The organism is Tenacibaculum sp. DPLXC6 (genome assembly GCF_056815515.1).
In genome coordinates this window covers 2,384,281-2,409,167 of record NZ_CP141806.1, presented here as the reverse complement: position 1 = coordinate 2,409,167, position 24,887 = coordinate 2,384,281, and the positions used below count along the sequence as shown (strand labels likewise).

Annotated in this window: 22 protein-coding genes; 5 read left to right on the top strand and 17 right to left on the bottom strand. The window is 32.1% G+C overall.

Features of this window, described 5'->3' with window-relative positions; translation table 11 throughout:
* Positions 1-100 precede the first annotated feature (100 nt).
* Together hppD and VCM48_RS10905 are read right to left on the bottom strand one after the other, a co-directional pair.
* Complete coding sequence (gene hppD, locus VCM48_RS10910) at positions 101-1,261, bottom strand: 4-hydroxyphenylpyruvate dioxygenase (protein ID WP_099214811.1); 1,161 nt, start codon at positions 1,259-1,261, stop codon at positions 101-103.
* An 84-nt stretch (positions 1,262-1,345) separates the two neighbouring features.
* Positions 1,346-2,503, bottom strand: coding sequence for a homogentisate 1,2-dioxygenase (locus VCM48_RS10905; protein WP_482270523.1), 1,158 nt, complete (start codon positions 2,501-2,503; stop codon positions 1,346-1,348).
* A gap of 362 nt (positions 2,504-2,865) precedes the next feature.
* Between VCM48_RS10905 and VCM48_RS10900 the strand changes: the two genes are divergently transcribed.
* The 5 genes from VCM48_RS10900 to VCM48_RS10880 all read left to right on the top strand — a co-directional run bounded on the left by VCM48_RS10900 (position 2,866) and on the right by VCM48_RS10880 (position 9,077).
* Positions 2,866-5,274: a TonB-dependent siderophore receptor gene (locus VCM48_RS10900; protein WP_482270522.1), complete on the top strand. Its 2,409-nt coding sequence runs from the start codon at positions 2,866-2,868 to the stop codon at positions 5,272-5,274.
* A gap of 88 nt (positions 5,275-5,362) precedes the next feature.
* The gene (locus VCM48_RS10895; RefSeq protein WP_482270521.1) at positions 5,363-5,692 is read left to right on the top strand and encodes a hypothetical protein; all 330 of its coding nucleotides are present in this window, start codon (positions 5,363-5,365) and stop codon (positions 5,690-5,692) included.
* A 1-nt stretch (position 5,693) separates the two neighbouring features.
* Positions 5,694-5,996: a hypothetical protein gene (locus VCM48_RS10890; RefSeq protein ID WP_099214815.1), complete on the top strand. Its 303-nt coding sequence runs from the start codon at positions 5,694-5,696 to the stop codon at positions 5,994-5,996.
* Entirely contained in the window at positions 5,996-8,068 is a 2,073-nt protein-coding gene (locus VCM48_RS10885) for a PepSY-associated TM helix domain-containing protein (protein WP_482270520.1), read from the top strand. Before VCM48_RS10890 ends, VCM48_RS10885 begins: the two co-directional genes overlap by 1 nt.
* A 43-nt stretch (positions 8,069-8,111) precedes the next feature.
* A complete protein-coding gene (locus VCM48_RS10880) occupies positions 8,112-9,077 on the top strand; it encodes a helix-turn-helix domain-containing protein (protein WP_482270519.1) in 966 nt (321 codons plus the stop codon).
* Between the two features lie 27 nt (positions 9,078-9,104).
* Here VCM48_RS10880 and VCM48_RS10875 read toward each other — a convergent pair whose 3' ends face one another.
* The 15 genes from VCM48_RS10875 to VCM48_RS10805 all read right to left on the bottom strand — a co-directional run bounded on the left by VCM48_RS10875 (position 9,105) and on the right by VCM48_RS10805 (position 24,881).
* Positions 9,105-10,016 (bottom strand): sterol desaturase family protein, encoded by a 912-nt coding sequence (locus VCM48_RS10875; RefSeq protein WP_482270518.1) that lies wholly within the window; start codon positions 10,014-10,016, stop codon positions 9,105-9,107.
* 3 nt (positions 10,017-10,019) lie between these two features.
* Positions 10,020-11,048, bottom strand: a complete 1,029-nt coding sequence (locus VCM48_RS10870) for an alpha/beta hydrolase (protein ID WP_482270517.1) — start codon at positions 11,046-11,048, stop codon at positions 10,020-10,022.
* A gap of 2 nt (positions 11,049-11,050) precedes the next feature.
* On the bottom strand, positions 11,051-12,151 hold the full coding sequence (locus VCM48_RS10865) for a heparan-alpha-glucosaminide N-acetyltransferase domain-containing protein (RefSeq protein ID WP_482270516.1): 1,101 nt from the start codon (positions 12,149-12,151) through the stop codon (positions 11,051-11,053).
* Positions 12,152-12,177: 26 nt separating this feature from the next.
* Entirely contained in the window at positions 12,178-13,989 is a 1,812-nt protein-coding gene (locus VCM48_RS10860) for an IucA/IucC family protein (RefSeq protein ID WP_274638971.1), read from the bottom strand.
* Positions 13,979-14,569 (bottom strand): GNAT family N-acetyltransferase, encoded by a 591-nt coding sequence (locus VCM48_RS10855; protein ID WP_482270515.1) that lies wholly within the window; start codon positions 14,567-14,569, stop codon positions 13,979-13,981. The genes VCM48_RS10860 and VCM48_RS10855 overlap by 11 nt, the downstream gene beginning before the upstream one ends.
* 2 nt (positions 14,570-14,571) lie before the next feature.
* Positions 14,572-16,989: a GNAT family N-acetyltransferase gene (locus VCM48_RS10850; protein ID WP_482270514.1), complete on the bottom strand. Its 2,418-nt coding sequence runs from the start codon at positions 16,987-16,989 to the stop codon at positions 14,572-14,574.
* Positions 16,990-16,992: 3 nt separating this feature from the next.
* Positions 16,993-18,168, bottom strand: a complete 1,176-nt coding sequence (locus tag VCM48_RS10845; protein ID WP_482270513.1) for an MFS transporter — start codon at positions 18,166-18,168, stop codon at positions 16,993-16,995.
* A 4-nt stretch (positions 18,169-18,172) separates the two neighbouring features.
* Positions 18,173-19,495: a lysine N(6)-hydroxylase/L-ornithine N(5)-oxygenase family protein gene (locus VCM48_RS10840; RefSeq protein WP_482270512.1), complete on the bottom strand. Its 1,323-nt coding sequence runs from the start codon at positions 19,493-19,495 to the stop codon at positions 18,173-18,175.
* Between the two features lie 5 nt (positions 19,496-19,500).
* On the bottom strand, positions 19,501-21,009 hold the full coding sequence (locus VCM48_RS10835) for a pyridoxal phosphate-dependent decarboxylase family protein (RefSeq protein WP_482270511.1): 1,509 nt from the start codon (positions 21,007-21,009) through the stop codon (positions 19,501-19,503).
* A gap of 169 nt (positions 21,010-21,178) precedes the next feature.
* Complete coding sequence (locus VCM48_RS10830; protein ID WP_120185967.1) at positions 21,179-21,511, bottom strand: 2Fe-2S iron-sulfur cluster-binding family protein; 333 nt, start codon at positions 21,509-21,511, stop codon at positions 21,179-21,181.
* A gap of 7 nt (positions 21,512-21,518) precedes the next feature.
* Positions 21,519-21,872, bottom strand: coding sequence for a hypothetical protein (locus tag VCM48_RS10825; RefSeq protein WP_482270510.1), 354 nt, complete (start codon positions 21,870-21,872; stop codon positions 21,519-21,521).
* 29 nt (positions 21,873-21,901) lie between these two features.
* Positions 21,902-22,810: a sterol desaturase family protein gene (locus VCM48_RS10820; RefSeq protein ID WP_482270509.1), complete on the bottom strand. Its 909-nt coding sequence runs from the start codon at positions 22,808-22,810 to the stop codon at positions 21,902-21,904.
* A gap of 8 nt (positions 22,811-22,818) precedes the next feature.
* The gene (locus VCM48_RS10815) at positions 22,819-23,391 is read right to left on the bottom strand and encodes a GrpB family protein (protein WP_482270508.1); all 573 of its coding nucleotides are present in this window, start codon (positions 23,389-23,391) and stop codon (positions 22,819-22,821) included.
* Positions 23,392-23,398: 7 nt separating this feature from the next.
* Entirely contained in the window at positions 23,399-24,454 is a 1,056-nt protein-coding gene (locus VCM48_RS10810; RefSeq protein WP_274638963.1) for an NAD(P)/FAD-dependent oxidoreductase, read from the bottom strand.
* 190 nt (positions 24,455-24,644) lie between these two features.
* On the bottom strand, positions 24,645-24,881 hold the full coding sequence (locus tag VCM48_RS10805) for a NifU family protein (protein ID WP_099214828.1): 237 nt from the start codon (positions 24,879-24,881) through the stop codon (positions 24,645-24,647).
* Between the last annotated feature and the right edge of the window lie 6 nt (positions 24,882-24,887).

Here is a 24,887-nt window from a genome sequence, read left to right as displayed (position 1 = left end):
TTTTGATTCATCATATAAATAATAAAAAACCAAGAAACAAGGCAATTTATACTGTCTTGAATCTTGGTTTTTGATTTGCTTTATCTTATAAAATAAATTTTTACAGAGTTCCTCTTAATTCTTGCTCTCTTTCAATCGACTCGAACAAAGCTTTAAAGTTCCCTGCTCCAAATCCGCGAGCTCCCATACGTTGAATGATTTCAAAGAACAAGGTCGGACGATCTTCTACAGGTTTTGTAAAGATTTGTAATAGATACCCTTCTTCATCAGCATCGATCATGATTCCTAAAGATTTTAGCCTTTCAATATCTTCTCTTAACTCGTGACTAAACTCTTCTAATCTTCCTGGAACTGCTTGATAATATGCTTCTGGTGGAGTTGACAAAAACTCTACTCCTTGAGATTTTAATTGACTTACTGTTTTTATAATATCATCAGTAGCCACAGCTATATGTTGTACTCCTGCACCTTCATAAAAATCTAAATATTCTTCAATTTGAGAACGTTTTTTCCCCTCAGCTGGTTCATTAATTGGAAATTTAATTCTTCCGTTTCCATTAGACATTACCTTACTCATTAAAGCCGAGTATTCTGTATGAATTTGTTTATCATCAAATGATAAGAAGTTTTCAAATCCCATCACATCTTCATACCACTTCACCCAAACGTCCATTTGGTTCCAACCAACATTACCTACCATATGATCGATATATTTTAAACCTGCTGCTGGTGGGTTATAATCTGATTCCCATTTTTTGAAACCTGGTAAAAACGTTCCGTTATAATTTTTACGCTCTACAAACATATGAACAGTTTCCCCATAAGTATAAATCCCTGCTCTTACAACTTCTCCGTGTTCGTCTGTTTCAACTGTTGGCTCCATGTATGATTTTGCTCCACGTGAAGTTGTTTCTTCATATGCTTTTCTTGCATCTTCAACCCAAAGTGCTACTACTTTAACTCCATCTCCATGTTTTACAATATGATCATTAATTGGAGATTTACTGTTTAATGGAGTTGTTAAAACTAATTTGATTTTATCTTGTTTTAACACATAACTTACTTCTTCTTTAGATCCTGTTTCTAATCCTTTGTATGCATATGATTGGAAACCGAATGCAGTTTTATAAAAGTGTGCTGCTTGCTTTGCATTTCCTACATAAAACTCTACATAATCTGTTCCTAAAAGTGGTAAGAAGTCTTGTGCTCCTTCAAATATTTTTTCTAAACCGTAGTTTACTGATTTTATTTCTTTTGACATTTCTCTCTATTTTGAAAATTTGATAATTAGTTAATTTGAAAATTGAATTGACACATTTTCAAATTGTCACATTGATATACTGAACTACTCTAACCAAGATTTATAATAATCTTCATCAGCTATTTTCATAGCTTCTTCAGTTACTTTTAATGGTTTAAAAGTATCTACCATTACCGCTAATTCTTCGGTTACTGTTTCTCCAATACTTCTTTCTGCTGCTCCTGGGTGTGGTCCGTGAGGAATTCCCGCTGGATGTAAAGAAATATGTCCTGCATCTATATCATTTCTACTCATAAAGTCTCCGTCTACATAATACAATACTTCGTCAGAATCAATATTACTATGATTGTATGGAGCTGGTATTGCTTCTGGATGATAATCGTATAAACGAGGTACAAAACTACAGATTACGAATGCATCTGTCTCAAATGTTTGGTGTACTGGAGGCGGTTGATGTATACGACCTGTTATTGGTTCAAAATCGTGAATTGAAAAAGCATATGGATAGTTATATCCATCATACCCAACAACATCAAAAGGGTGTGTTGCGTATACCATTTCAATAATTTCATTTTGTTTTTTCACATTAATAACGAAGTCTCCTTTTTCGTTATGTGTTTCTAGTTCTTCTGGTCTACGAATATCACGCTCACAAAATGGTGAGTGTTCTAATAATTGACCAAACCAGTTACGGTATCTTTTTGGAGTGTATACTGGACGATAAGATTCAACGATAAATAACCTGTTATCTTCTGTATCAAAATCCAATTTATAAATTACTCCGCGAGGAATTACTAAGTAATCACCGTATTTAAATTCTAAGTTACCTAACATAGTGCGTAATTTCCCAGTTCCTTTATGGATGAAAATTACCTCATCTGCATCTGTATTTTTGTAAAAGTATTCTTTGGTAGACTCTTTTGGAGCCGCTAAAATGATATTACAATCAGAGTTGGTAAGTACTACTTTTCTACTTTGTAAATAATCATTTTCTGGTGCTACTTGAAACCCTCTAAAACGATACGATTGAATATTGTTTTCTTTTGCTACCTTAGGCGCTATCGAATATTGCTTACGGATTTCTTTGACCATTGTTGGTCTATATTCATGGTAACTATTGGTAGACATCCCGTCAAAACCAATCGTACCAAATAATTGTTCGTAATATAAACTTCCGTCTTCTTTACGAAACTGAATATGTCGCTTGTGTGGAATTTTTCCTAATTTATGATAAAAAGGCATCTTTTCTTAATTTGATAATTCAACAATGTGTTAATCTAACAATTAACTCTCTTTCTTTATTAGTCTATTTATTCTACTCATTATAGTAATGACTAACTCCTAAAATCAATCAATGATAGCTACTCCGGATTCCGTTTTATCATGAACTTTAAATGCGCTAAAAGATCTTTCCAATGCATTTTAATAGGTTTTTAGTTGCGTTTTACAAATATACCAAATTTAAAAAGATGTTGATATCTCATTAAATTTCAAAATTTTAGATTTTTTTATTTAAAATTAATCTAAATAAATTTTGATACTTAACCTCTCTGAGATACATTTGCGATATTAAATAATTTTTATTAAATCTAAATAAGAAATAAATGAAGGGCTTTTTAACAACAGTCATCCTGTTTCTAGGAATATTAAATTCAGTAGCACAAGGGGGAAAGATTAGTGGTACTGTATTAGACAATAATAACGACCCTTTAATAGGTGTTAACATACTTATTGAAGGAACTCAAAAAGGGGTGCAAACCGACATTGATGGTAAATTTACAATCCCTATCTCCAAAAAAGGAGAAATAACATTGATAGTATCCTATATTGGTTTTAAAACTAAAAATGTAAAAACTAATAGCAATACACAAAACTTACAAATTACCTTATATGAAGGTAACGAAATACTTAACGAGGTAACTGTTGACACTCATAGAAAAAACAAGTTTTCTAGAAAAAAGACTGCTTATGTAGCAAAACTACCTTTAAAAAACATTGAAAATGCACAAGTATATAGCACAGTAACTAATCAGCTATTGGTTTCACAGTCTGTTACAAGCTTTGAAGAAGCCTTAAAAAACACGACTGGAGTTGAAAAATTATGGTCTTCAACTGGTAGAAGTGGAGATGGTGCTGGTTACTATTCTATTCGCGGTTTTTCTGTTCAACCACAATTAGTTAATGGTGTTCCTGGAATTACAAATGGTTTTATTAACCCTGATAATGTAGAAAGAATTGAGGTTATAAAGGGGCCTTCTGCCACTTTATACGGAAGCACTGTTACATCATATGGAGGTTTAATTAATATAGTTACCAAAAAACCTTATAAGGGAACTGGCGGAAATATTACTGTTGGTGGTGGTTCTTTTGGTTTTAAAAAACTAACGGTTGACCTTAATACTAACCTTGAAGAAAATGAAAATATCTCATTACGATTAAACGCAGGTTATCAAACACAAGATAGTTTTCAAGACGCTGGTTTTAGAAAAGCTTTATTCTTAGCTCCTGCTATATCTTATAAAGTAAATAATCGATTGACTTTGAATTTTAATTATGAATTGTCATCGACAGATCAAACAAATCAAACTTTTCTATTTTTAAACAGAGGAGCTCCTCTTACCGTTAAAAATTTAACAGAGCTAAATTACGACAGAGAGAAATCGTTAACAAACAACGACATTTCTATTAAGAACCCTAATCAAAATTATAGAGGTGAAGCTGCTTATAAAATTACCGATAACTGGTCTTCTCAAACAATTGTAGCTAGTAGTAACACAAAATCAAAAGGATATTACACCTACTTATATAATGTTCAAGATGATTTATTTGGATTATATGCTCAAAAAACAGACGCTTCTACTAATACTCTTAGTTTACAACAAAACTTTACAGGAGACTTTAAGCTAGGTTCTGTTAGAAATAGAGTAGTAGTTGGTGTTGATTATTTAGAGTCACAAATTATAGATAATGGTTCTGGTTATCGTGGAATTAATGTTGTAAACCCACAAGGACAACTAATTCCTGTACCTCCTGCTTTTGGCTTTGCTAATTTACCAACAACAAGAGCAAGTCTTGATACTGTTTTAGCTAATGTTGACAGGTCAAATTCTGATATAAATCAAAATGTTCTTAGTGGTTATCTTTCTGATGTAGTAAACATTTTACCTGAACTTTCTGTAATGGCTGGAGTTCGTTATGATCGATTCAATTATAGAGGTGATGCAAACGACTCAAGCGATGACGAAAAAGAATATACTAAATCAACCTTCTCACCTAAGTTCGGAATTGTTTACCAACCAATTTTAGATCAACTATCTGTTTTTGCTAATTATCAAAATGGATTTTCTTACGTGAATCCAGAAAGAGTTCCTGTAGATATTTCTAACCCTAATGGAGCTACTAAGATTCAATCATATGATCTAGAACAAGCTAATCAGTTAGAGTTTGGTGTAAAAACAAACTTACTTAATAATAAAATAGAAACCACTTTAAGTTATTATAACATAACTGTAAAAGATAAGGTTATGGGGACGGGGGCTAATAAACAACAAGATGCCACTGTTAAAAGTGAAGGTTTTGAACTAGAAGTAAACGCAAACCCAGTTAACGGATTAAACTTACGTGGAGGTATTAGTTATAATGACGCAAAAGTTACTGAGTCGAAATCAAGGCCTGATTTAGTAGATCAACGATTAGCTGAAGCAGGACCTGAAACTTCTTACAATTTTTGGGCTGATTATAAATTTCAAGACGGTTTTGTTAAAAACCTAGGGTTAGGTTTTGGATTTAACGGTGCTAGCAAATACAATACTATGGTAGGATACCCATCGGTAGGAGAATTTTACTTACCAGCCTATACTATTTTTAACGCTTCTATTTATTATGAAGTCGATAAATTTAGAATTAGTGTAAAAGGGAACAACTTAACAGACAAAGAGTACTATACAGGATGGAGTACTTTAACTCCTCAAGCTCCAAGAGCCTTCTTGGGTACTGTTAGTTATAAATTTTAAATATGAATAGCTATTTGAATTATTAAATGTTGCAAACACAAAACTCTGAACTTTTATGTTCAGGGTTTTGTTCTTTGATTAAACCACTATGAAAACAGTTACTTTTCTTATTATTTTCCTCGGATGTTATGCTTTGTATAACACTTCTGAAAAAGCTTATTTATCAAATACTTTTTCTTTGCAAAAATGGTTTCAGTCTCATAAACATTTTACTAATATAATTGGATTAATCTTCCTATTAGTAGGTTTATTATTATCAATCACTTTTTTTAGACTTTCAGCTGGAATTATTACTTGGATTGTAGCTATCTCTCTATTTTTAAGTCTTATCATTCTCATTACTCCTTTAAGAATGATAAACTATGCTTTTTTAACTGTCTTATTTACGTTAACTTTTTTAATAGAACTCATTTTTTAATATGCCTGCTAATTCTAAATATTTAAACCAATCACCTTGGCAGCAGTTCGCAAAAATCTCTGCTGGTCTCATTGGTGGATACATCATAAGTGCTCTACTACATATGTGTTTAGTTTTATGGCTACCCAATCCAAAAGAAGTACTAATAACCTCTATTTACACCATTTTTATTGTTTGGGGCGCTTTGTTAGTTGTTCCTTACTTGTTTAAAAATGGATGGAAAGTTTGGATTTTATATCTCATAATTTCAATAATCCTATATGTAATTTATTACTTCGGAAATCAACAAAATCCATTTGTATAATGAGTAACAGAAATTACAATGTATTTTTCAATACACATACGGTTAGCGGTATTGTTATAAGTGTAGCCTTATATGTTATCTTTTTTACAGGTGCTTTTGCTCTTTTTAAAGATGAAATTGAAGCTTGGGAAGACGGTAAACATTCACAAAATATTGCTAGAGAAAATATTGATTATGATTCTTTATTAAAAAAACTCTCAGAAAACCATCATTTAACGAGTAGAGATATTCGTTTTTACTTAGGGCATAAAAGCGACAACATCTATGTCTTAACCTCAGCTGCTAAAGACACAGTAAATATTCCTGATGAAGCAAAATATCAAAACTATCAAGCTATAAATATTCATACTGGTGAAACAGCTAGTTATGTAGAGAAATATGGTTTAGGAGAGTTTTTATACCGTTTACATTTCTTTACACAAATTCCTACTATTGGAATTTACCTTGCCGGTTTTGTATCCTTATTCTTTTTGTTTGCCATTGTTACTGGAGTGATTGTGCATTGGAAAAAAATTATTTCAAACTTTTACCAGTTCAATCCCAAAATTGCTTTAAAAAGAGTCTGGACAGACGCACATACAGCATTGGGAATTATTGGACTTCCTTTTCAGTTTATGTACGCTGTTACTGCTGCTTATTTCTGTTTAAGTTTATTTGTTTTACTTCCTGCAAACTTTTTATATGGTGGTGACCAAGATAAACTAATGGAAGATTTACGCCCCGACCGTACATCGTATGAATGGATTGCTAAAACAGACAAAGAAATTCCTAGTGTCAATAAATTTGTAAAAGAAAATGCTAACCGCTGGTCTCATTTTAATTCAAATTATGTTTTAATTAAAAACTATGGTGGTACTAATATGAAATACTGCTTGATTGGTGAGCTGGATTATAAAGAACGCTTTTTAAGTTCAGGGATGATATTTTATGATTTTGAGACTGATAAAACTTCGATTGTAAGAAACCCTAATGAAAGTAAGTATACAGATGACATCCAGCTTTCTGTAAGTCGCTTACATTATGGTAATTTTGGAGGTGTTGCTGTAAAAGTTATTTACTTTATTCTAGCACTTATTACTTGCTTTGTAATTATCACGGGGGTATTAATCTGGATTGAAGCTCGCAATAAAAAAAGCATGAGCTTAAAGCAACGCTTATACACAGCCAAGGTAGGACATATTTATCTTGCTATTTGCTTGTCATTATTTCCTGTTATCGCCTTATTTTTCTTGGTCGTAAAATTATTACCAGCAACTTATCAAACTCAAAAAATGAGCATTTTATATACTTGGTTTTTTGCTGTTTGGTTACTAGCAACCCTCTACTTTAGATTTAAGCGAAATAATTATTTCACAAACAAAACTACTTTGTTGGTAGGTGCTATTCTTGGTTTTTTAGTTCCGGTTGCTAGTGGTATTGTTTCCAATAACTGGATTTGGAACACCTATAAAGCTAAGCAATTTGATATTCTTACAGTTGATTTATTATGGATAGGTATTTCAGTTACTGCGCTATTCATCTACCTTAAAATTAAACCTGAAGCAAAAGCTAAAAGTGCTTTTACAAAACACCCTATAGATTATAAAAACCGTAAACAGTTATTAGCTGAAGAAGCACAAAAGACAGCTAAAGATTTAACTAACGAGAAAAAACAATTATTAAACAATAAAAACCACATACCTATGAGAACAAAAATTATAATCCTTTGGATATTTTTAGCAATTGGCTGGATAGTTCACCACATTTACGGACTGTTCAATATATACTACAATGAAACCTTAGTAATGGAAGGCGCAACTGGTGAAGCTCCTTTTATACATCACATATATCGTATCTTATTTGAAGGAATGTGTTTGCTTTTTGGTTTATTAACTATTGAAATTTCTAAGAAATGGTTTAAAGTAACTTCAATCGTATGGGCAAGTATTGCTGGTTTGTATAACGTATATCATTTCTTTGAGGCTATCTTACATGAGTCAAGTAATGTTTCTGAGATATTTATGCTTCTTCTGGTTGCTATTGCAAGTGTATTTTTAATTATTAATATTTATAAATGGATTAAAGATATTTAATATACAATAAGCTTAATCTACATTTCCTTAGTCCCCCAATTTTATGGAAATTGCTATAGCCAAAGATGAAACATTACAGTTACAAAAAATACTACAGTTACAAAATAAAAGTATAAACTGTGGTATAACAACCTATACCTATACAGTTAATGCTGCCTATGGTAATGGAATTATAACTAGTTACTATTTTGATGGTTTATTAATTACTATAATAAATGCTAAGTTTAAAAAAGATTTTCTTTTTACCTCAGATCATAACTTAAGTTCTTTAGAACTATCTGTTTTAATAGAAGGGGAAAAGATTATTCGTTTTTCTGATTTCAAAAACGACCTTATTCTTGAAAAAAATGAAAGCTGTCTTCTATACAATAACAATGAAGATAATAAAGCCTTTTTTTACAGAGACAAACCTATAAACGAAATTAAAATTAGCATGTATGATTCTTTCATACAAAAACATCAAATGCAAGCTCTTTTGTCCAATGATAAGGCGCTTGGTTTAAAAAAAACAGAAATCTTTACTCAACAATTAACTTCTAATATGGAGAAAGTTGTTAATGAAGTACTTCTTAATTCACAAAAAGGGTTACTTAAACGTCTTTTTTTAGAATCAAAAACTTTAGAATTACTACATCTTCAATTAGCTATTCGTACAAAAAAAGCGAGTAATTCTAATGAGAATATTCTTAAGAAAATATATAAAGTAGAAGCTATACTTCAAACGAACCTACATGAACAGATATCTATACAGCAACTTGCTCGTAAAGTATTACTGAATCAAAATGTTTTAAAAAATGAGTTTAAAAAATTGTTTGATGAAACTATTTTCAATTATGCTAAAAAATTAAGAATGGAGAAGGCTAAAAACCTATTGACTCATACTCAAAGACCTATTTATGAAGTAGCTGATATGGTAGGGTATAAAAACCCTACTCATTTTACAGCTGCTTTTAAAAAGTTTGAAAAAGTTACTCCTAAAGAGTTTAGAAAGAATTATTCTCCCCCTTAAAAGCTAGAATCTAATTTTATTATTCTTTTATTTATTAAGTTTATTTAACCAAGCTTCATTCCTGTACTCTCTTGCTTTTTTTCCTCCATCAATATGGTTCCAACCTGGAGGCATAAAAACATATTTTACTTTATCTATTAATCTCGGTGCTTTTTTAACATCTAACCATAATTCTTTCCATAGTAGAAACTGTACATCCCATAGGCTTTCACTATTCAATTTGTCATGCATAATTCCATATTCAATCTTTTCATTATCTAATTCTTTTTGAAAAGTTTTAAATAAGCGATCCCAAATACTAAAGGTTTCGCCATAATTTCTATCTAAATAGATATGATTTTTAGCATGATGAACCCTATGAACTGAAGGTGTAATTAATATCTTATCCAACTGTTTCTGCTTTCCAATAACTTTTTCGTTTATATGCGTTAGCGTAGCATATAATCTTGCTATGGGCTCAATTACAAAAATCATTAATGGATGAAATCCTACTATTGGAAGCCATATAAAATTAAACGGAGTAAAAAACACATCAAAGATTGATCCTCGAGCAACTACCGTTAAATTCATTTCTTCTGCTGTATGATGCACACCATGAATACACCATAAAACTCGAACTTTATGCCCTAATAAATGAATAAAAAACACTGTAAAATCGTACAATAAGTAAGCCGCAACCCAGACATACCATTGAAACCCCAAGGTAAACAATCTGTTTTCATACAACCAAAACATGCTAGCTACAATAAACACTTTTGATAATAAAAAATATGGAATACTTTGCACTAAATATGATACAATACTAACGACTCCTTCTTTGTTTTTTTCTACATAACTTGTTACTATAAGAATTCCCCATTCAACTAGCATTAAAACAAGTACTATTATACTCATATGTTCTAATTGACCTACAAGTACTTTTATAGATGATAAATCCATTTTTTAATTATTCTTATAAAAATTATTCTTTAAAAAAGCACACACTTGTGCTACTGCTGCTTTTGAAGCTTCGGTTTTTCTAAGAGCATTTAGTACTATAAAATCGTGTATTGTTCCTCCATATCTTGTTGATATAACTGGTACTTTAGCTGTTCTTAATTTTTTTGCATACGCTTCACCTTCGTCTCTTAGCACATCATATTCCGCCGTTATTAAAAAGGTTTTAGGTAAATTTTGAAGTTCTTCTAAACTTGCTTTTAAAGGAGTTACAGTTGCTAATGATTGCGTGCTTTTATCAGGAGCATATACTTCCCAAAACCATTTCATGGTAGCTCTAGTTAAATAATGCCCTTTAGAAAATCGTTCGTATGATTTGGTGTTTAAATTAGCATCGGTTACAGGATACAACAATACTTGTCCAAGAATTTTAGGAGTTCCTTTTTCTTTTGCCTTCATTGCTACAACAGTTGCCATGTTTCCTCCTACACTGTCACCACCAACTATAATTCTGTTTGAGTCTAATCCATAGTTTTTCCCATATTTTGACATAAATAAAGCTGCCGCATACCCTTCTTCATTTGCTACAGGATACTTTATTTCTGGTGCTCTTGAATATTCTACAAAAACAACTCCTACATTTGCTTTTAAAGCAATATCTCGCATTAATCGTTTGTGTGTTTCAAAGCTATTAAACACCCATCCTCCTCCATGGAAATATACTAATATTGGAAGCAATTTTTCAGCCTTTTTAGGCTTTATGATTACAGAATTTACTCTTCTATCTCCTTCTTTAAAGGAAACTTTTGTAAAAGTTACTTTATCATAAGTTAAGGTTGAATCTTTTTGCATGTTTTCCATTGCTAGCCTTCCCACATCCAGAGGCAAATCTTGTAATGATGGGCCTTGATAAGAATGGATAACTTCTAAAAATTCTTGAACAGTAGGATCTAATCCATAGCTTCCTGCTAATCTTGCTTGCGCTGTAGATTTAAGCTGCAATAAAACAACAGCAATAATTAATAACTTCCTCATACCTATGCTATTTGTTGTGTTACCCTTGTTTTTTTACTCCTCTTAGCAACCTTGTATTTGTTAAACAGATATAATAAACTGAAAGTTCCTAAGTTTATAACTAACATAATGGCTAAAACCATTGGTTCGTTATAAGCTGAAAATTCTGTAAACGCTAACAACCAATAAATCAACACCCATTGTATCATATAAAAAGAGGTAACATTCTTGCTACAGTAAAAAAACAATCTGCTTACGTAATTGTTCTTAGGCAGATTTCGTTCTATTAAATAATACAACCAGAAAAGAACTAAGATACACCCCATTAATCCCATACTTCCTCCTGGACCTAAATGATAATAATCTCCAAAATGGTATTCATAATTATAATCACACAGTAACTTTCCTGTTACGAGAAAAACGATGCCTATATACAACATTGGTCTGAATAAAGATTTATCAGCATTTTCAGGTGCTTCTTGGTATCTTAATCCTAAATACAGTCCCATCAGAATAAATGAAATCCACGGAAATAAAGGAAAGTATACATCAAAGTTATCACCCCAAATAAGGTTTAAAACATAATCTACCCCAGGAATTCCTAGTTGAATACCACTTACAATCTTTGAAAGCCACATAACGACCAGTACTATAAGTATGAGCATGTTTTTATTCTTAATTAAGAACTTAAACGACAGGCCTATTAAAAATAATGATATACCTATTAATTGAAACATATCACCTTTTAAGAAGTAGTTTAACATGCTATACGGATTACTTACTTGAAGCCCGCTTGCCTTTACAAAACTTTCTGGGAAACCTCCAAAAAACAAAAGAGGTACTATAAATCTTAAGAAGTTTAAAACGTATCCTAAAGTAATTATGAATAATGCTTTTTTAAGGATTCCTTTTCTATTTGAATTTCTTGAGAATGCAAATGATATCCCCATTACAATAAGGAAAACCGGTGATCCTCTTTCTAATATCTGAGCTATATTTCCAGTTATCGAGTTTTCCCAAGTATCCATACTTGAAAAAATCATCATCACATGTACTGGAATCATAATAAGAACACTAAATCCTCTTACAAAGTCCACAGCTCTTACTCTATTTTGTTTTTCCATTTAATTCTTTTTAAATTCTATATTTTTTAAGCTATTATTTTTACTGCTGTCTCTTCTTTTTTAAATTTTGCTAGTGGATTCTCTAGAGTTCCTTCCAATTTTAAGCTTTCAATTGGATCGGCTAAACTCAACATTTGTTTTGTATTACTTAATTGTAATCTGTTTAAGCAGCAACGATCAAACTCATTAACAAACAAATCGTATCGCTCATATTTTTCTGAAAACTCTGAATGCTCTCCCTGATACTCATACACACATTCTGCCACCAATTCCCAGAAATTTTCTTCTGAAAAGTTTGTGTAACTGTCTAATTGTTGTGCCATAAAACGGAAAAAGCAATCAAAAACATCTGTGAAAATTGTTAGTATTTTCATTGTATCAGAAGTTTTAGTAAACAATCTTTTGGCATGCTCTGGCAAGTGCATTGCTTCATTAAAAACAATCACTTCTTCAGTAATGTCTTTCATTAATACATATACTGGTGTGTTTTCTTCTAATACTAGAATAAGGTTTTCTCCATGTGGCATAAACACAAACTCGTACTTATAAAAGCAATGTAATAGAGGTGTTAAATAAGCTTTTAAATAACGTTGAATCCATGTACCTGTATCATAAGGAGATGCTTCTATTAAAGCGGTTAAAAATGATTTTTCTTGATAGTCTACATGCAATAAAGCAGCCATCGTAAGTACTCGTTGGTTAGAGCTTATTTTTGTAAACGGACTCTCTCGCCACAAGGCTGATAGCATTTTGTTATGCGGATTCGTTTTACCTAATGCCTCATAATAGTGATTATAATATCCTACCGTTGCCACTTCTCCCAACATGGTAAATCCATTGTTTTGTAAATATGTGTCGTCTACCAACAAACCTGTTATCCATTGGGTAATATGCGGCGTACTTTGCATGTAATAAGGAGAAAGTCCACGCATAAAGCCCATGTTTAAAATTGACAACGCTGTTTTTGTATACAGTTTTTCTGGATGTGAAGCATTAAAGAGTGTTCTGATAGATTGTTGAGCTGAAAAGTCATCATCGCTTTCACCTAGCAAAATGATGTTTTTTTGAGCAATATCCGCCCCAAAAACAGCTATGATTTTATTTTTCCATTGCCATGGGTGTACTGGTATAAAAATGTAATCTTCTGAAGCAACATTATGTTTTTTCAAGACTTCTTTAAATGAACTCACTTTTTCTTCACCTAATTCATTTTCTAGAAGTTTTTCATACTCATAACCTTTAACAGCTGTGTAAGCCGCATACTTTTTATGAGCTGCAATCCAAATGAGTTTAAATGATTGATTACTTTCTGGCGAGTATCTATGATAATCGTCTATATTAAATCCGATTCTACCATTATTAGCTACGAAACATGGATGTCCTTCTGTCATCGCATGCTCTATTTCTTGAAAGTTTTTTTCGGCTAATTCACTTGCTGAAAATTTTTTGTTCGTGTATTTATATGCTGCACCAGAAAGCGTGCTCGTTATTTCTTCTAAATAAGTTGCTAAAAACTCGTTAGGGATACCTAAGGTATTTTGGAATTCCGTAATAAAGTGCAGTGCATCTAGGTAAACTTCTTCTGATGAATTATTCTTTTTGACAATGCTCTTTGCATCGACCCTCCAATGGTCGAGTAAATATTTCTTCGCCTTAAAATGATATGTAAACTCCTTATTATCAGAAATGATTTGATATACACATCCATGAACTTCTTCTGAAATAAATTCAGGAATTAAAATAAGCTCATGTGAAAACTCACTGATTGCTTTTTTTATTAATTGACGATTTACAAAACTCCATACTTCAGGTTGTAAATGTGCTATATTATTTGTCATGTTGTTCTAGTTTGGTTAAAGCTGATTGGTACATCTCTCTTGTACAAAAAGCTAAGACCGCTTTTTTATGAGGTAACTCAACTTCTTTTTGGTATTCAAAACCTGCTTTTTTATTTAGCATATGAATTTTTTCATTATTCACATCGGGTTCTACAACAATTCTTTCCACTTGTGGTAAGCTGAAAAAATAATCGATAATGGTTGAAAACACATGCCATGTAAACTGTGGTATTCTTCTTTCTACTGGTGCTACCAAAACATGCATTCCGTAATCGTTTTCTTGTGCATTGTAATAGTTTGTTATGATGTCTTCTGATGCTTTGTACAACTCCATTAAAAATACAGGAGTATCATTTAACATTCCTATATAACTATGATGATATGGATTGTTTTCAATTTCTTGATATTCTGCACCCACTTCTTCTAAAGACTTATTTAACATCCCCCAATATTTTGCATAGGGTTGTGTTACCCAACTATGCAACATTGGTGTATCTGTTTCCAGTTGAAATGGACGAATACTGATTACCCCCAATCCCTTAATTTCTTTACTAAATACTTTTTGATGTGTTTGAACCATAGTTATACTTCCTGAGTTTTAAATGCTGCTATCGGGTTTTTTAACTTTCCTGCAAATTGGAGTAGGGCAACAGGGTCATCTAAATCAATCATTTGTTTGTGATTATTTAATTGCAGTCTATTTAAACACGAAAGCTTAAAGTCTTCAGCAAACAAATCATACTGTTTGAACTTATTTGATAATTCTGGAAACTGTTCTTGATATTCCTGAATATTTTCTGCTACCAACTCCCAAAAACGGTGCTCGCTGTAATTAGCATGTTCCTCTAAAATTGGTGCTAAAAAGCGGAAGAAACCATCAAACATATCTGTAAAAATTGATAATAGTTTTACGTCTTCTGGAACTGGAGCATACATTCTCTTCAAGTCTTCAGAAAGTTCAACTTCAGGATTTAAAATACATGCTTCTTCAGTAATATCTTTTAATAAAACATATACCGGAATGTTATTTTCTAATACCATGATAATGTTTTCCCCATGTGGCATAAACACCAAATCGTACTCATAAAAACAGTGTAACATTGGACTTAAATACGCCTTTAAATAGCTACGCAACCAGTTGTCTATTGAAATACCAGAGTCCTTAATAATTTCTGGTAATAATGCTTTTCCGTGATTGTCTATATGTAATAATGCAGCCATCGTTAGTGGTTTTTGGTTCTGTTTAACTACTGAATATGGGCTTTCTCTCCATAACGACGCTAACATTTTATTATAATCATTGTGTGAACCAAACTCTTCAAAATATGGATTCACATAGCTTACCGAGCCTATTTCACTTAACATCCTAAATCCGTTTGCCTTTATATAAGCATCGTTATATAATAGGTTTTCTAACCAAACCGCCATTTTTGGAGCTGTTCCTAAATAATACAATGGTAACCCTCTCATAAAGCCCATATTTAGAATAGACAATGCCGATTTCGTATAAAATTTCTTCGGATTGGTTATATTAAATAAGGTTCTTATGGATTGCTGCGCTAAGTATTGATCTGGTCCGTATCCTAGGCAGATTAAATCTCCTTTGGCTACTTCTGAAGCAAAAATTGTAGCTAATTTGTTAAACCACTGCCATGGATGAACAGGAATAAATAAGTAATCCTTTGGACTAAAGCCTTTTTCTTCAATTATTTTATTGAATTGTGCTATGGTATCGGCGTCTAACTCTTTATGTACTAAGGTTTCATAAGGCAATGTCTCTATTGCTGAATACACTGCTTTCGCAGTATGCCCCGCCAACCATAATAACGAAAAAGAGTTTCCTGCTTCAGGTGCATACGAACGATAATCGCTACTATCAAAACCTATTCTACCATTATTTGCTACAAAACCTGGGTGCCCTTCAGTCATTGATTGTTCTATCGTTTGAAAATCGGCTGTTGCTAATTCTTCGGCTGTAGGATTTCCTTTTGTAATCTTAAACGCACTTCCGTATAGCGTACTTATGATTTCTTCTAAATACACTGGCATTTTTTCATCAGCAATTCCCAGCGCTTTTCTAAACTCTTTTATAAAAGTGATTGCATCAACCTCTTCTTCAACGTCTTTTACATACCTTCTTATAGAACTTTCATCAATCATCAAATGATTCAAAGCCATTGGTTTTGCTTTAAACTCATATTGAATTTCTGTATTATCTGCATGAACTTTATATAACTTATATCCGCTATTTAGTTCTTGAATTACTTCAGGTTGTATTAGTAGTTCATGTAAAAACTCACACAATGCTTTTTTTACTAATAATAGATTGGCTTTTTGCCAAATTTTGGGTTGTATATGTTGTGTTGATTGTTGTGGAGAAACCACATTATCTAAAGTATTCATGGCACTTCTTTTTGATGGTGAAAAGGATTGGATTTTTTGTTGGTAATTAGTTTTGGTTAAAAATGCTAATTGTGCTGTTTTGTTAGGTAGTTCTATTACATTTCCTAGTTGAAAACCTATGCGTTGGCACAGTGCAAACATTTTTTTGTTTCGAATATCTGGCTCCACTACTATTCTGTTAATAGTTGGGTTTGTAAAAACAAAATCCATGATTGCTCGAAACATAAACCATGTAAAGTTTGGTATTTTAGTGATTTTTGGCGGTGCTACAATAATGTGTACTCCACAATCGGATGCTTTAGCTTTATAAAAATCATTAATAATATCTAGTTGCGGATTGTAGCGTTCTACTATAAATGCGGGTTCGTTATGAAACATTCCTACAAAAACATCGTAATGTTTTGGTGCAACAAGTTGGGTATATTCTTCTTCAACTTCTTCTACCGTTGCATTTTGCATTCCCCAAAAAACAGCATATTCTTGAGTTACCCATTGTTGTAAAAAAGCACTGTCTTTTTTTACTTGAAAAGGACGAATGGTAATCGTTCCGAAGTCTTTATAATCTTTTGAAAAAACTATGGTATCTGTAGTTATCATAATTTAGGCTTTAGCTAGTTGTTTATGTACTTTTTTTACTGATTTAAAAACCATAAAGTACAAGACAAGTGTTAATACAAAACCTCCTAAGGCAATGACAAACGGTATACGTAATCCGAAACCTTCTATTATAATTCCTACATTTAATGATGCTAAAAGCACACCTAAATTTTGAAAGAAATGGATTTTGCTATAATCTACTGAGTAGGATTCTGGTGTGCTTAATTCGAATAATAAAATGTCGAATTTCACGACTCCTTGAAAAATTGCCCATCCGTAAATAATTCTTCCTAAAACTACTGATGCTTCATTGGGTATTCCTTGTAATACAAGTCCAATTAACCCAATACACAAAGCATTGATAATTCCTTCGTGTCCTTCTGATTTTCGTTTGTTGTTAATCCACAAGGCTACCAATGCTACAAAACCAGGAATGGCATATATAGTACCAGAAACCAATTTGCTTTTATACATTGAAAAACTTTCCCAGTACGTTGAAAAGAAAGGTCTGATTAAAAAATCACTGAAGTATAGTATTAATGTGATTAGACCTAGCTTTAAAATAAATCCTTTCGGAATAAGCTTTTTATCGGTAACAGCTGGTTCTTCTGAAATAATTAAATCGGTAGCGTATTTTTTACTTTTTAATAAATAACCGCTCATAGCCATTTGAATAAAGTCTCCTGCTGCCATAATTAAAAAAATACTACTCGGATTTATATAGTCCACCGTTATTCCTCCTAATACAGCTCCTAAAATTCCACCTAAATGCACCACTACAGAAAGTAACCCAATTGTACTTGGGTGTTCTTCTTTAGTAATAATCTTTAAAATGTAAGGGTAAACTAACAAGTAACTTCCTTTAAATAACACCATGACAAGTGATATTATCCAAAAATTTATGTATGATGTAGTGTAATAGCAATACAATGCTAATACACCTGCAATTGCTTGGGTGTATACTAAAATATTTAATTCTGATACTTTTTTAGAAACATATGCCCAAAATGGAAATGCAATCATTACCATAAAACAGATGGCTGCAAAGTAGTATCCTACATTTTTAGGATTCGTGATTCCGAAGCGAAGCTCAAAAAACTGCGGATAAAATGGATGCAGTAGGTAATCACTTACTACTGCAACCAACGTCATTACAATTAAAAATGTTTTTAGCTTCATATTCTTAAGCAAAAACATTGAGTTCTATTTCTTCCTCTTGCGTTACTTCAAATTGTTGAAACGCTATTTTTTGCTCAATAGGATAATGCTCTACTCCTGTTATCTCTTTGATAATATATGAGTTTTTATAAGCAGCCATACCTAAATCGGGTGTTACAAAACCGTGGGTGTGCAACTCTACATTCTGTACAAAGATTTCGTTGTGATTTTTATCTATGCTGTAATTGCGCTGTACATCGAATCGATCTTGATAATCCCATAAAATCCTGTTTGAAATTCCCTCTATAAAATCAGGTAATTGATATTCATAACCTGTAGCAATAACTAATCCGTCAGTTTTATGTTCAAAATATTTGTCTTGTTCTACCTGATGAAGCTCAAGTTTAATACCTTCATCTGATACCTTGGTGGTTTTCAATTCAGAATTGGTGCGTAATGAAACTTTTAATGGTTCTTTTGACACTACTCTTTTTGCGTACAAAGTATCGTGAATAGCCCCTATTAAATCTTGATTGATTCCTTTGTATAAATGTTTTTGATTTTTAATAAGTGCATCTCTTTTTGATGCTGGCAAATTGAAAAAGTAGTCAACATACTCTGGTGAGGTCATTTCTAGCGTTAGTTTGGCATATTCTAACGGGAAAAAACGTGGTGAACGGGTTATCCAATTTAGTTCATATCCTTTAGTATCTATTTCTTGTAATAAGTCAGAAAATATCTCAGCAGCACTTTGTCCGCTTCCTAATACCGTTATCCTTTTTTTATTTTGTAATTGTTCTTTGTTAGGTAAATATTGTGATGAGTGAACAGCTACATCTTTCAACTTTTTACAACAAGCAGGAATGTAAGGTTGTGTTCCTGTTCCTAAAACCAGTTTTTTTGCTTTATAGATTTTAATTTCCTGTGTTTTTGTACATACACTCGTAACTACATAAATTCCTTCTTTTTGATTGTAGTCTACATTCGTAACTTCTGTATTAAAATATATATTAGAAAGCTTGCTAATTACCCACTGACAATAGTGGTTGTATTCATTTCTAAGTAGCAAGAAATTCTCTCGTATGTAAAAAGAATAAATTCTTCCTTGTTCTTTTATATAGTTAAGAAAACTAAAAGAGCTTGTTGGATCGGCAAGTGTTACCAAGTCTGCCATAAAAGGTACTTGTAAAGTGGTGTCTTCTAACAACATTCCTGGATGCCAATCAAATTTATCTTTTTTATCAAGAAAAACTCCATTTAAACCTTCAATAGGTTCTGATAAACATGCTAATCCTAGGTTAAAAGGACCTACTCCGATGGCTATAAAATCTACTATATTATTCTTCATCTTTTTTAGTTTGTAGTTTTGTATTGTTCTCCCGTAGTTTTAATCATTTCTATAATATTTAGGAGATTGTTAATTGTATTTTTCGGATTGAGTAAGGTAAATTTCAGATAGATATTACCATTTAACTTTGTACTTGCTACTGATGCTTTCCCAGCTTTGTATAAAGTATTCTTGATATATAAATTAATCGAGTTATGAATAATATCTTCAGCTATACCTTCTGCTTTATATCTAAATACTAGTGTACTTAGTTCTGGTACATGAGCAACTTCAAAACATTCTTGATCTCTAATGCTTTCATATACTTCCTTTGTTAAAGAGTGTACATCTTCTAAGTAATTAGCAATAGTTTTTGTTCCTAAAATTTTTAAGGTTAACCAAACTTTTAGGGCATCAAATCGGCGTGTTGTTTGGATTGATTTTTCTATAAGATTTGGTCGCTCTGGATCTTTATCTTCAATAGGGTTTAAGTAGTCTGCATAGTAAGATACATACTTAAAATGTTGCTTGTTATTAACTAAAAAAGCGCTACAACTTACAGGTTGAAATAAGGTTTTATGAAAATCTATAGTAATAGAATCAGCTAAATCAATACCTTTAAAATACTTTTCGTGGGTATTCGTAAGCGCAAAAGCACCACCATAGGCACCATCTGCATGCAACCACATGTTGTGTTCTTTGGCAATCTTCTCTATAGTTTGTATTGGATCAAAACTACCATAATCGGTAGTACCTAATGTTGTTACAACTGCTATTGGAATATTACCTTCTTGTTTTGTTTTTTCTATAGCTAACACCAATTCATTTGCATCCATCTGCATTTTCTTATCAACTTTTACGGGTATAACAGCGTCATAGCCCATACCTAACAAAGCGGCACTTTTTTGAATACTGAAATGTGCTTTTTCTGAACAAAAAACTCTAAACCTACTTATTTCATTACTCCATCCATGCTGTTTAATATTAATTCCAAAATGTTTGAAAGCATAGTTATCTCGAGCCATCAATAGCCCCATGAAATTAGATTGTGTTCCTCCGCTTGTAAAAACACCATCTGAATTATTTGAAAGCTTAAATACGTTGGTTATCCATTGAATAACTTCTTGTTCTATAAAAGTTGCTGAAGTACTCTGATCCCATGTTTCTACTGCAGTATTGATTGTGGTTGTAATCATTTCTGCTATGATTGATGGTAAGGTAATTGGGCAATTTAAATGTGCTACGTAAGTGGGGTTATGAAATGCTATTGCATTTTTTATATACAAGTTATTCAACTCTTCCAAAACACTATCTATAGGTTGTGTTTCTTCTATATTTACCAGTTTCGCTTGTTCTTTATTTGCTAAAATTTCTTCAAGGTTATCTCCTTGATAAAAAGTTCTTTTGGATAGAAACTGTTGAATATAAGTGGTTGTTTTCTGAATATACTCTTCATACAACTGTGCAGATTCATCACTAAACAAATAACTATTTAATGACAATTCTTTTAGTGAAGGGCTAGATTTAAGAATCATTTATTTTTATTTAGTCTTAATAATTTAAAGCAAAAGTATATTCAGACCAAACAAACTAAATGACGTAAATGGAATTTAAAATGACGTAAATAGCATATTTTACAAAAAGAAAGCGCAGTATTTTAGTGTATACTAAATACTGCGCTTTAAAAACTTTATTTTTTTGTTCTTAGCTCTCTGGAGCTAACTCTACTTCTAAACCATCTAAATCGGGGGTCATTTGTATTTGACAACCTAATCGGCTATTATCTTCTACATAAAAAGCTTCAGCTAACATTGCCTCTTCATCATCTCCCATTTCTGGCAACTCATGATCTGATTTTACATAGCATTGACATGATGCGCACATTGCCATTCCACCACAAATGCCAATGGTTCCTTCGGGAGCTAATTCGTACGAACGAACTACTTCCATTAAGTTCATAGCCATATCTGTTGGTGCTTGTACCTCGTGCGTTACTCCATCACGGTCGGTAATTTTTATCGTAATATCTTGTTCCATTGTTCTTCTAATAATAATATACCCCTAACATTTCATATATCGGAGTTACTGCCATAATAAATATTAAAATAAAAACCACTGCTTTTACCCAAACAGATGTTACTATTTTTGAAGGCATTAACTCTAACCCTAAACTTTTTTCTTGCAATAAAACATCTTTTGTTTGATATATCGGAGTCTCTTCTAGTTTAACATCTGTACTTGAACTTGATTTTTTTTCAATTAGACTATAATAGATTGATAATAATGAAATTAATATAATTACACCTATACCAAATACAAATAAATCAAATCCATTTGGAGTTTTGTTTATAAAACCAAAGCAATCTATAATAAAAAAGAAATTGGAATTTAAAGTCATAACTAAATTTTTTCCTAAAAATACAAAAACTAACAAGTTTCTTGTTCTTTTAATTGTTTTCTTAACACCTTGGCTCTTTTATCTTCTCCATCATGGGTCCAGCCTGGTGAATTGAATATATAATTGAGTTTATCACTCCATTTATCAGCTCTTTTTACATCCTTCCAAATAGCACTATACTCATGTGTTGCCACCTTTACAGGATTAAAAGTTTCAATGTTTACGGTTAATCCATATACTGGTTTATCAATTTCTTTTAATTCTTCAGAAAAAGTACCAAACATACGATCCCAAATAATTAAAATACCAGCATGATTACAGTCTAAATAACGAATATTAGATGCGTGATGCACTCTATGATGCGATGGTGTATTGAAAATTAATTCAATAGATTTTGGAAGTTTATCTACCAACTCTGTGTGCACAAAAAACTGATATATTAAGCTAATTCCCATCATAGTAAACATCATTAACGGATCAAAACCTAATAACGGAATCCACATCCAAAAGAAAAATTTATGGATACGCTCTCCAACTCCTTGACGTAGTGCTGTTCCTAAATTCATATGTACAGATGAATGATGTGGTACATGACCTGCCCAAAACAAGCGTACCTCATGGTTTAAGCGATGAAACCAGTAATAAGCAAAATCATCAACAAGTAACAATAAAATCCACGCCCACCATTGACGTTGTACAATACCTTTTAATGGGCTAATTTCATACAAGTAGAAAAACGCTACAAAAGCTAAAATCTTTGGAATAAATTCAACAATAGCAGAAAACACCATCATTAACATAGATACTCCCGTGTCTTTACTATTATATTTTTCTTTTGCTATTCGGTATTCTACCAACATAGAAATGAAAAATACAGGTAAGGCGAAGTACAATAATTTGTCTTCTGATAATTGCTGTATGTATTCAGTTAATGTCAATATTTTTATTAGTTCTTATATAAACTCAATGTTTCTTTTACAAAGTTTGTTTTTCCTAAAACATAGGCTCCTCTATCGTTTCTATATTTTGAAGCTAATTCAATTTTTAGTTTTTCATATTCTTTTGCTCTATCAGGATTTTCAATTAGGTAATCTCTAAACTTTAACTGATCACACATTACATTATCCTTTGGACACATATGAATATGAAAAATTTGCTCTTTTTTTCCTTCAAAATTATATCCCTTTGCGAAAGACATATACGCTGCTATATCTTCTCGTGCTGGAACTTCAAAGAAAGAATACCCTAACTTTTCAAATTGTTTTATTAATTCTTTATCAAATAAAAACTCTTTTGGAATCTCAATAAACAAGTCAACATAATTCTTTGCTTTTATGTTGGGAATTGATGTACTTCCAAAATGTTCAATTCTATTAAAATATGAATTATCTATATGCAGAAGTATGCGTTGTTTCTCCTCTTCAAAAATATACTTCCATTTGGTATTATGCTCAGATAATTCTATAGGGAAGAGTATATTCCAGTCTTCCCTTGTTAAATCGTATAATGTTCTTTTCACTAATTACTTAGTTAATCGCTTTTACTACTGCTTTTGGTGCTTCTTTTCGAGTACCATCAAATCCATCTACTCCACCAACAGTTGTGTATTTCATCACATATTTCTTATCTGGGTGAATGCGTTTATATGCACTCTGACACATTAACGTTGCTTCGTGGAATCCACATAAAATTAACTTTAATTTTCCAGGGTATGTATTCACATCACCAATCGCATAAATTCCTTCTACATTCGTTTGGTAATCTAAAGCGTTATTTACTTTTATGGCATTTTTTTCTATTTCTAATCCCCAATTGGCTATTGGTCCTAATTTTGGAGATAGTCCAAATAACGGAATAAAATGCTCACAAGGTAATGTAAACGGTTCTTTATCTTTTTGCTCTACTAATACACCTTCTACCTTTTCTTCTCCTACAATACCTTTAACTTCTGCTGGTGTAATTAGCATTAGTTTTCCTTCATTCTTTAATTCTTGTACTTTATCAACAGAGTCTAAAGCTCCACGGAACTCATTTCTTCTGTGAATTAAAGTTACAGATTTTGCTACATCAGTTAAGAAAATAGACCAATCTAAAGCAGAATCTCCACCACCAGCAATTACCACGTCTTTACCACGATAAATTTCTGGTTCTTTAATCATGTATTCCACTCCTTTATCTTCAAAATTAGCAATATTTGGAATAGGTGGTTTACGTGGTTCAAAACTTCCTAAACCTCCCGCAATTGCTACTACTGGTGCTTGGTGTTTTGTTCCTTTATTGGTGGTTACGATAAACGTTCCGTCCTCTTGCTTCTCAATAGTATCAGCGCGCTCACCTAAGGTAAAACCTGGTTCAAATTGTTTAATTTGTTCCATTAATTTATCGGTCAAATCTCCAGCTAAAATCTCTGGATATGCTGGGATATCGTAAATTGGCTTTTTGGGATAAATTTCTGAACATTGCCCTCCTGGTTGTGGTAAGGCATCAATTAAATGACAACGTAATTTTAATAATCCTGCTTCAAAAACCGTAAATAATCCTGTAGGTCCTGCTCCAATAATTAATATATCTGTTTGTATCATTTTATAACAAAATTCTCTTATTTATACCGAGATTCCTGCCTTTTGATATAAGACAGGAATATGTATGCGTTAGTGATTGAGTGGCTTGTTTGAGCTCTCCCAATTTTTTAATTGGGAAGCGAGTAACGAAAGCACGCCCGAACGCCCAAAATTAAAGTAATAGTCTAGCTTAAAACCTGACTTTTATCAGTTAAGCTACATTAATTACTTCTGTAATTTCTGGTGCGTATTTTTTTATAGTTGCTTCTACTCCGTTTTTCAAGGTCATTTGATTGACTGAACAACCGCTGCAAGCTCCTTCTAATTGTACTTTTACTGTACTGTCTTCTATAGATAATAGTTTAATATTACCTCCATCACTTACTAAAAAAGGTCGGATTTCTTCCAACGCTTTTTCTACGTTATTTCTTATGTCTGCTGTTGCCATAACTGC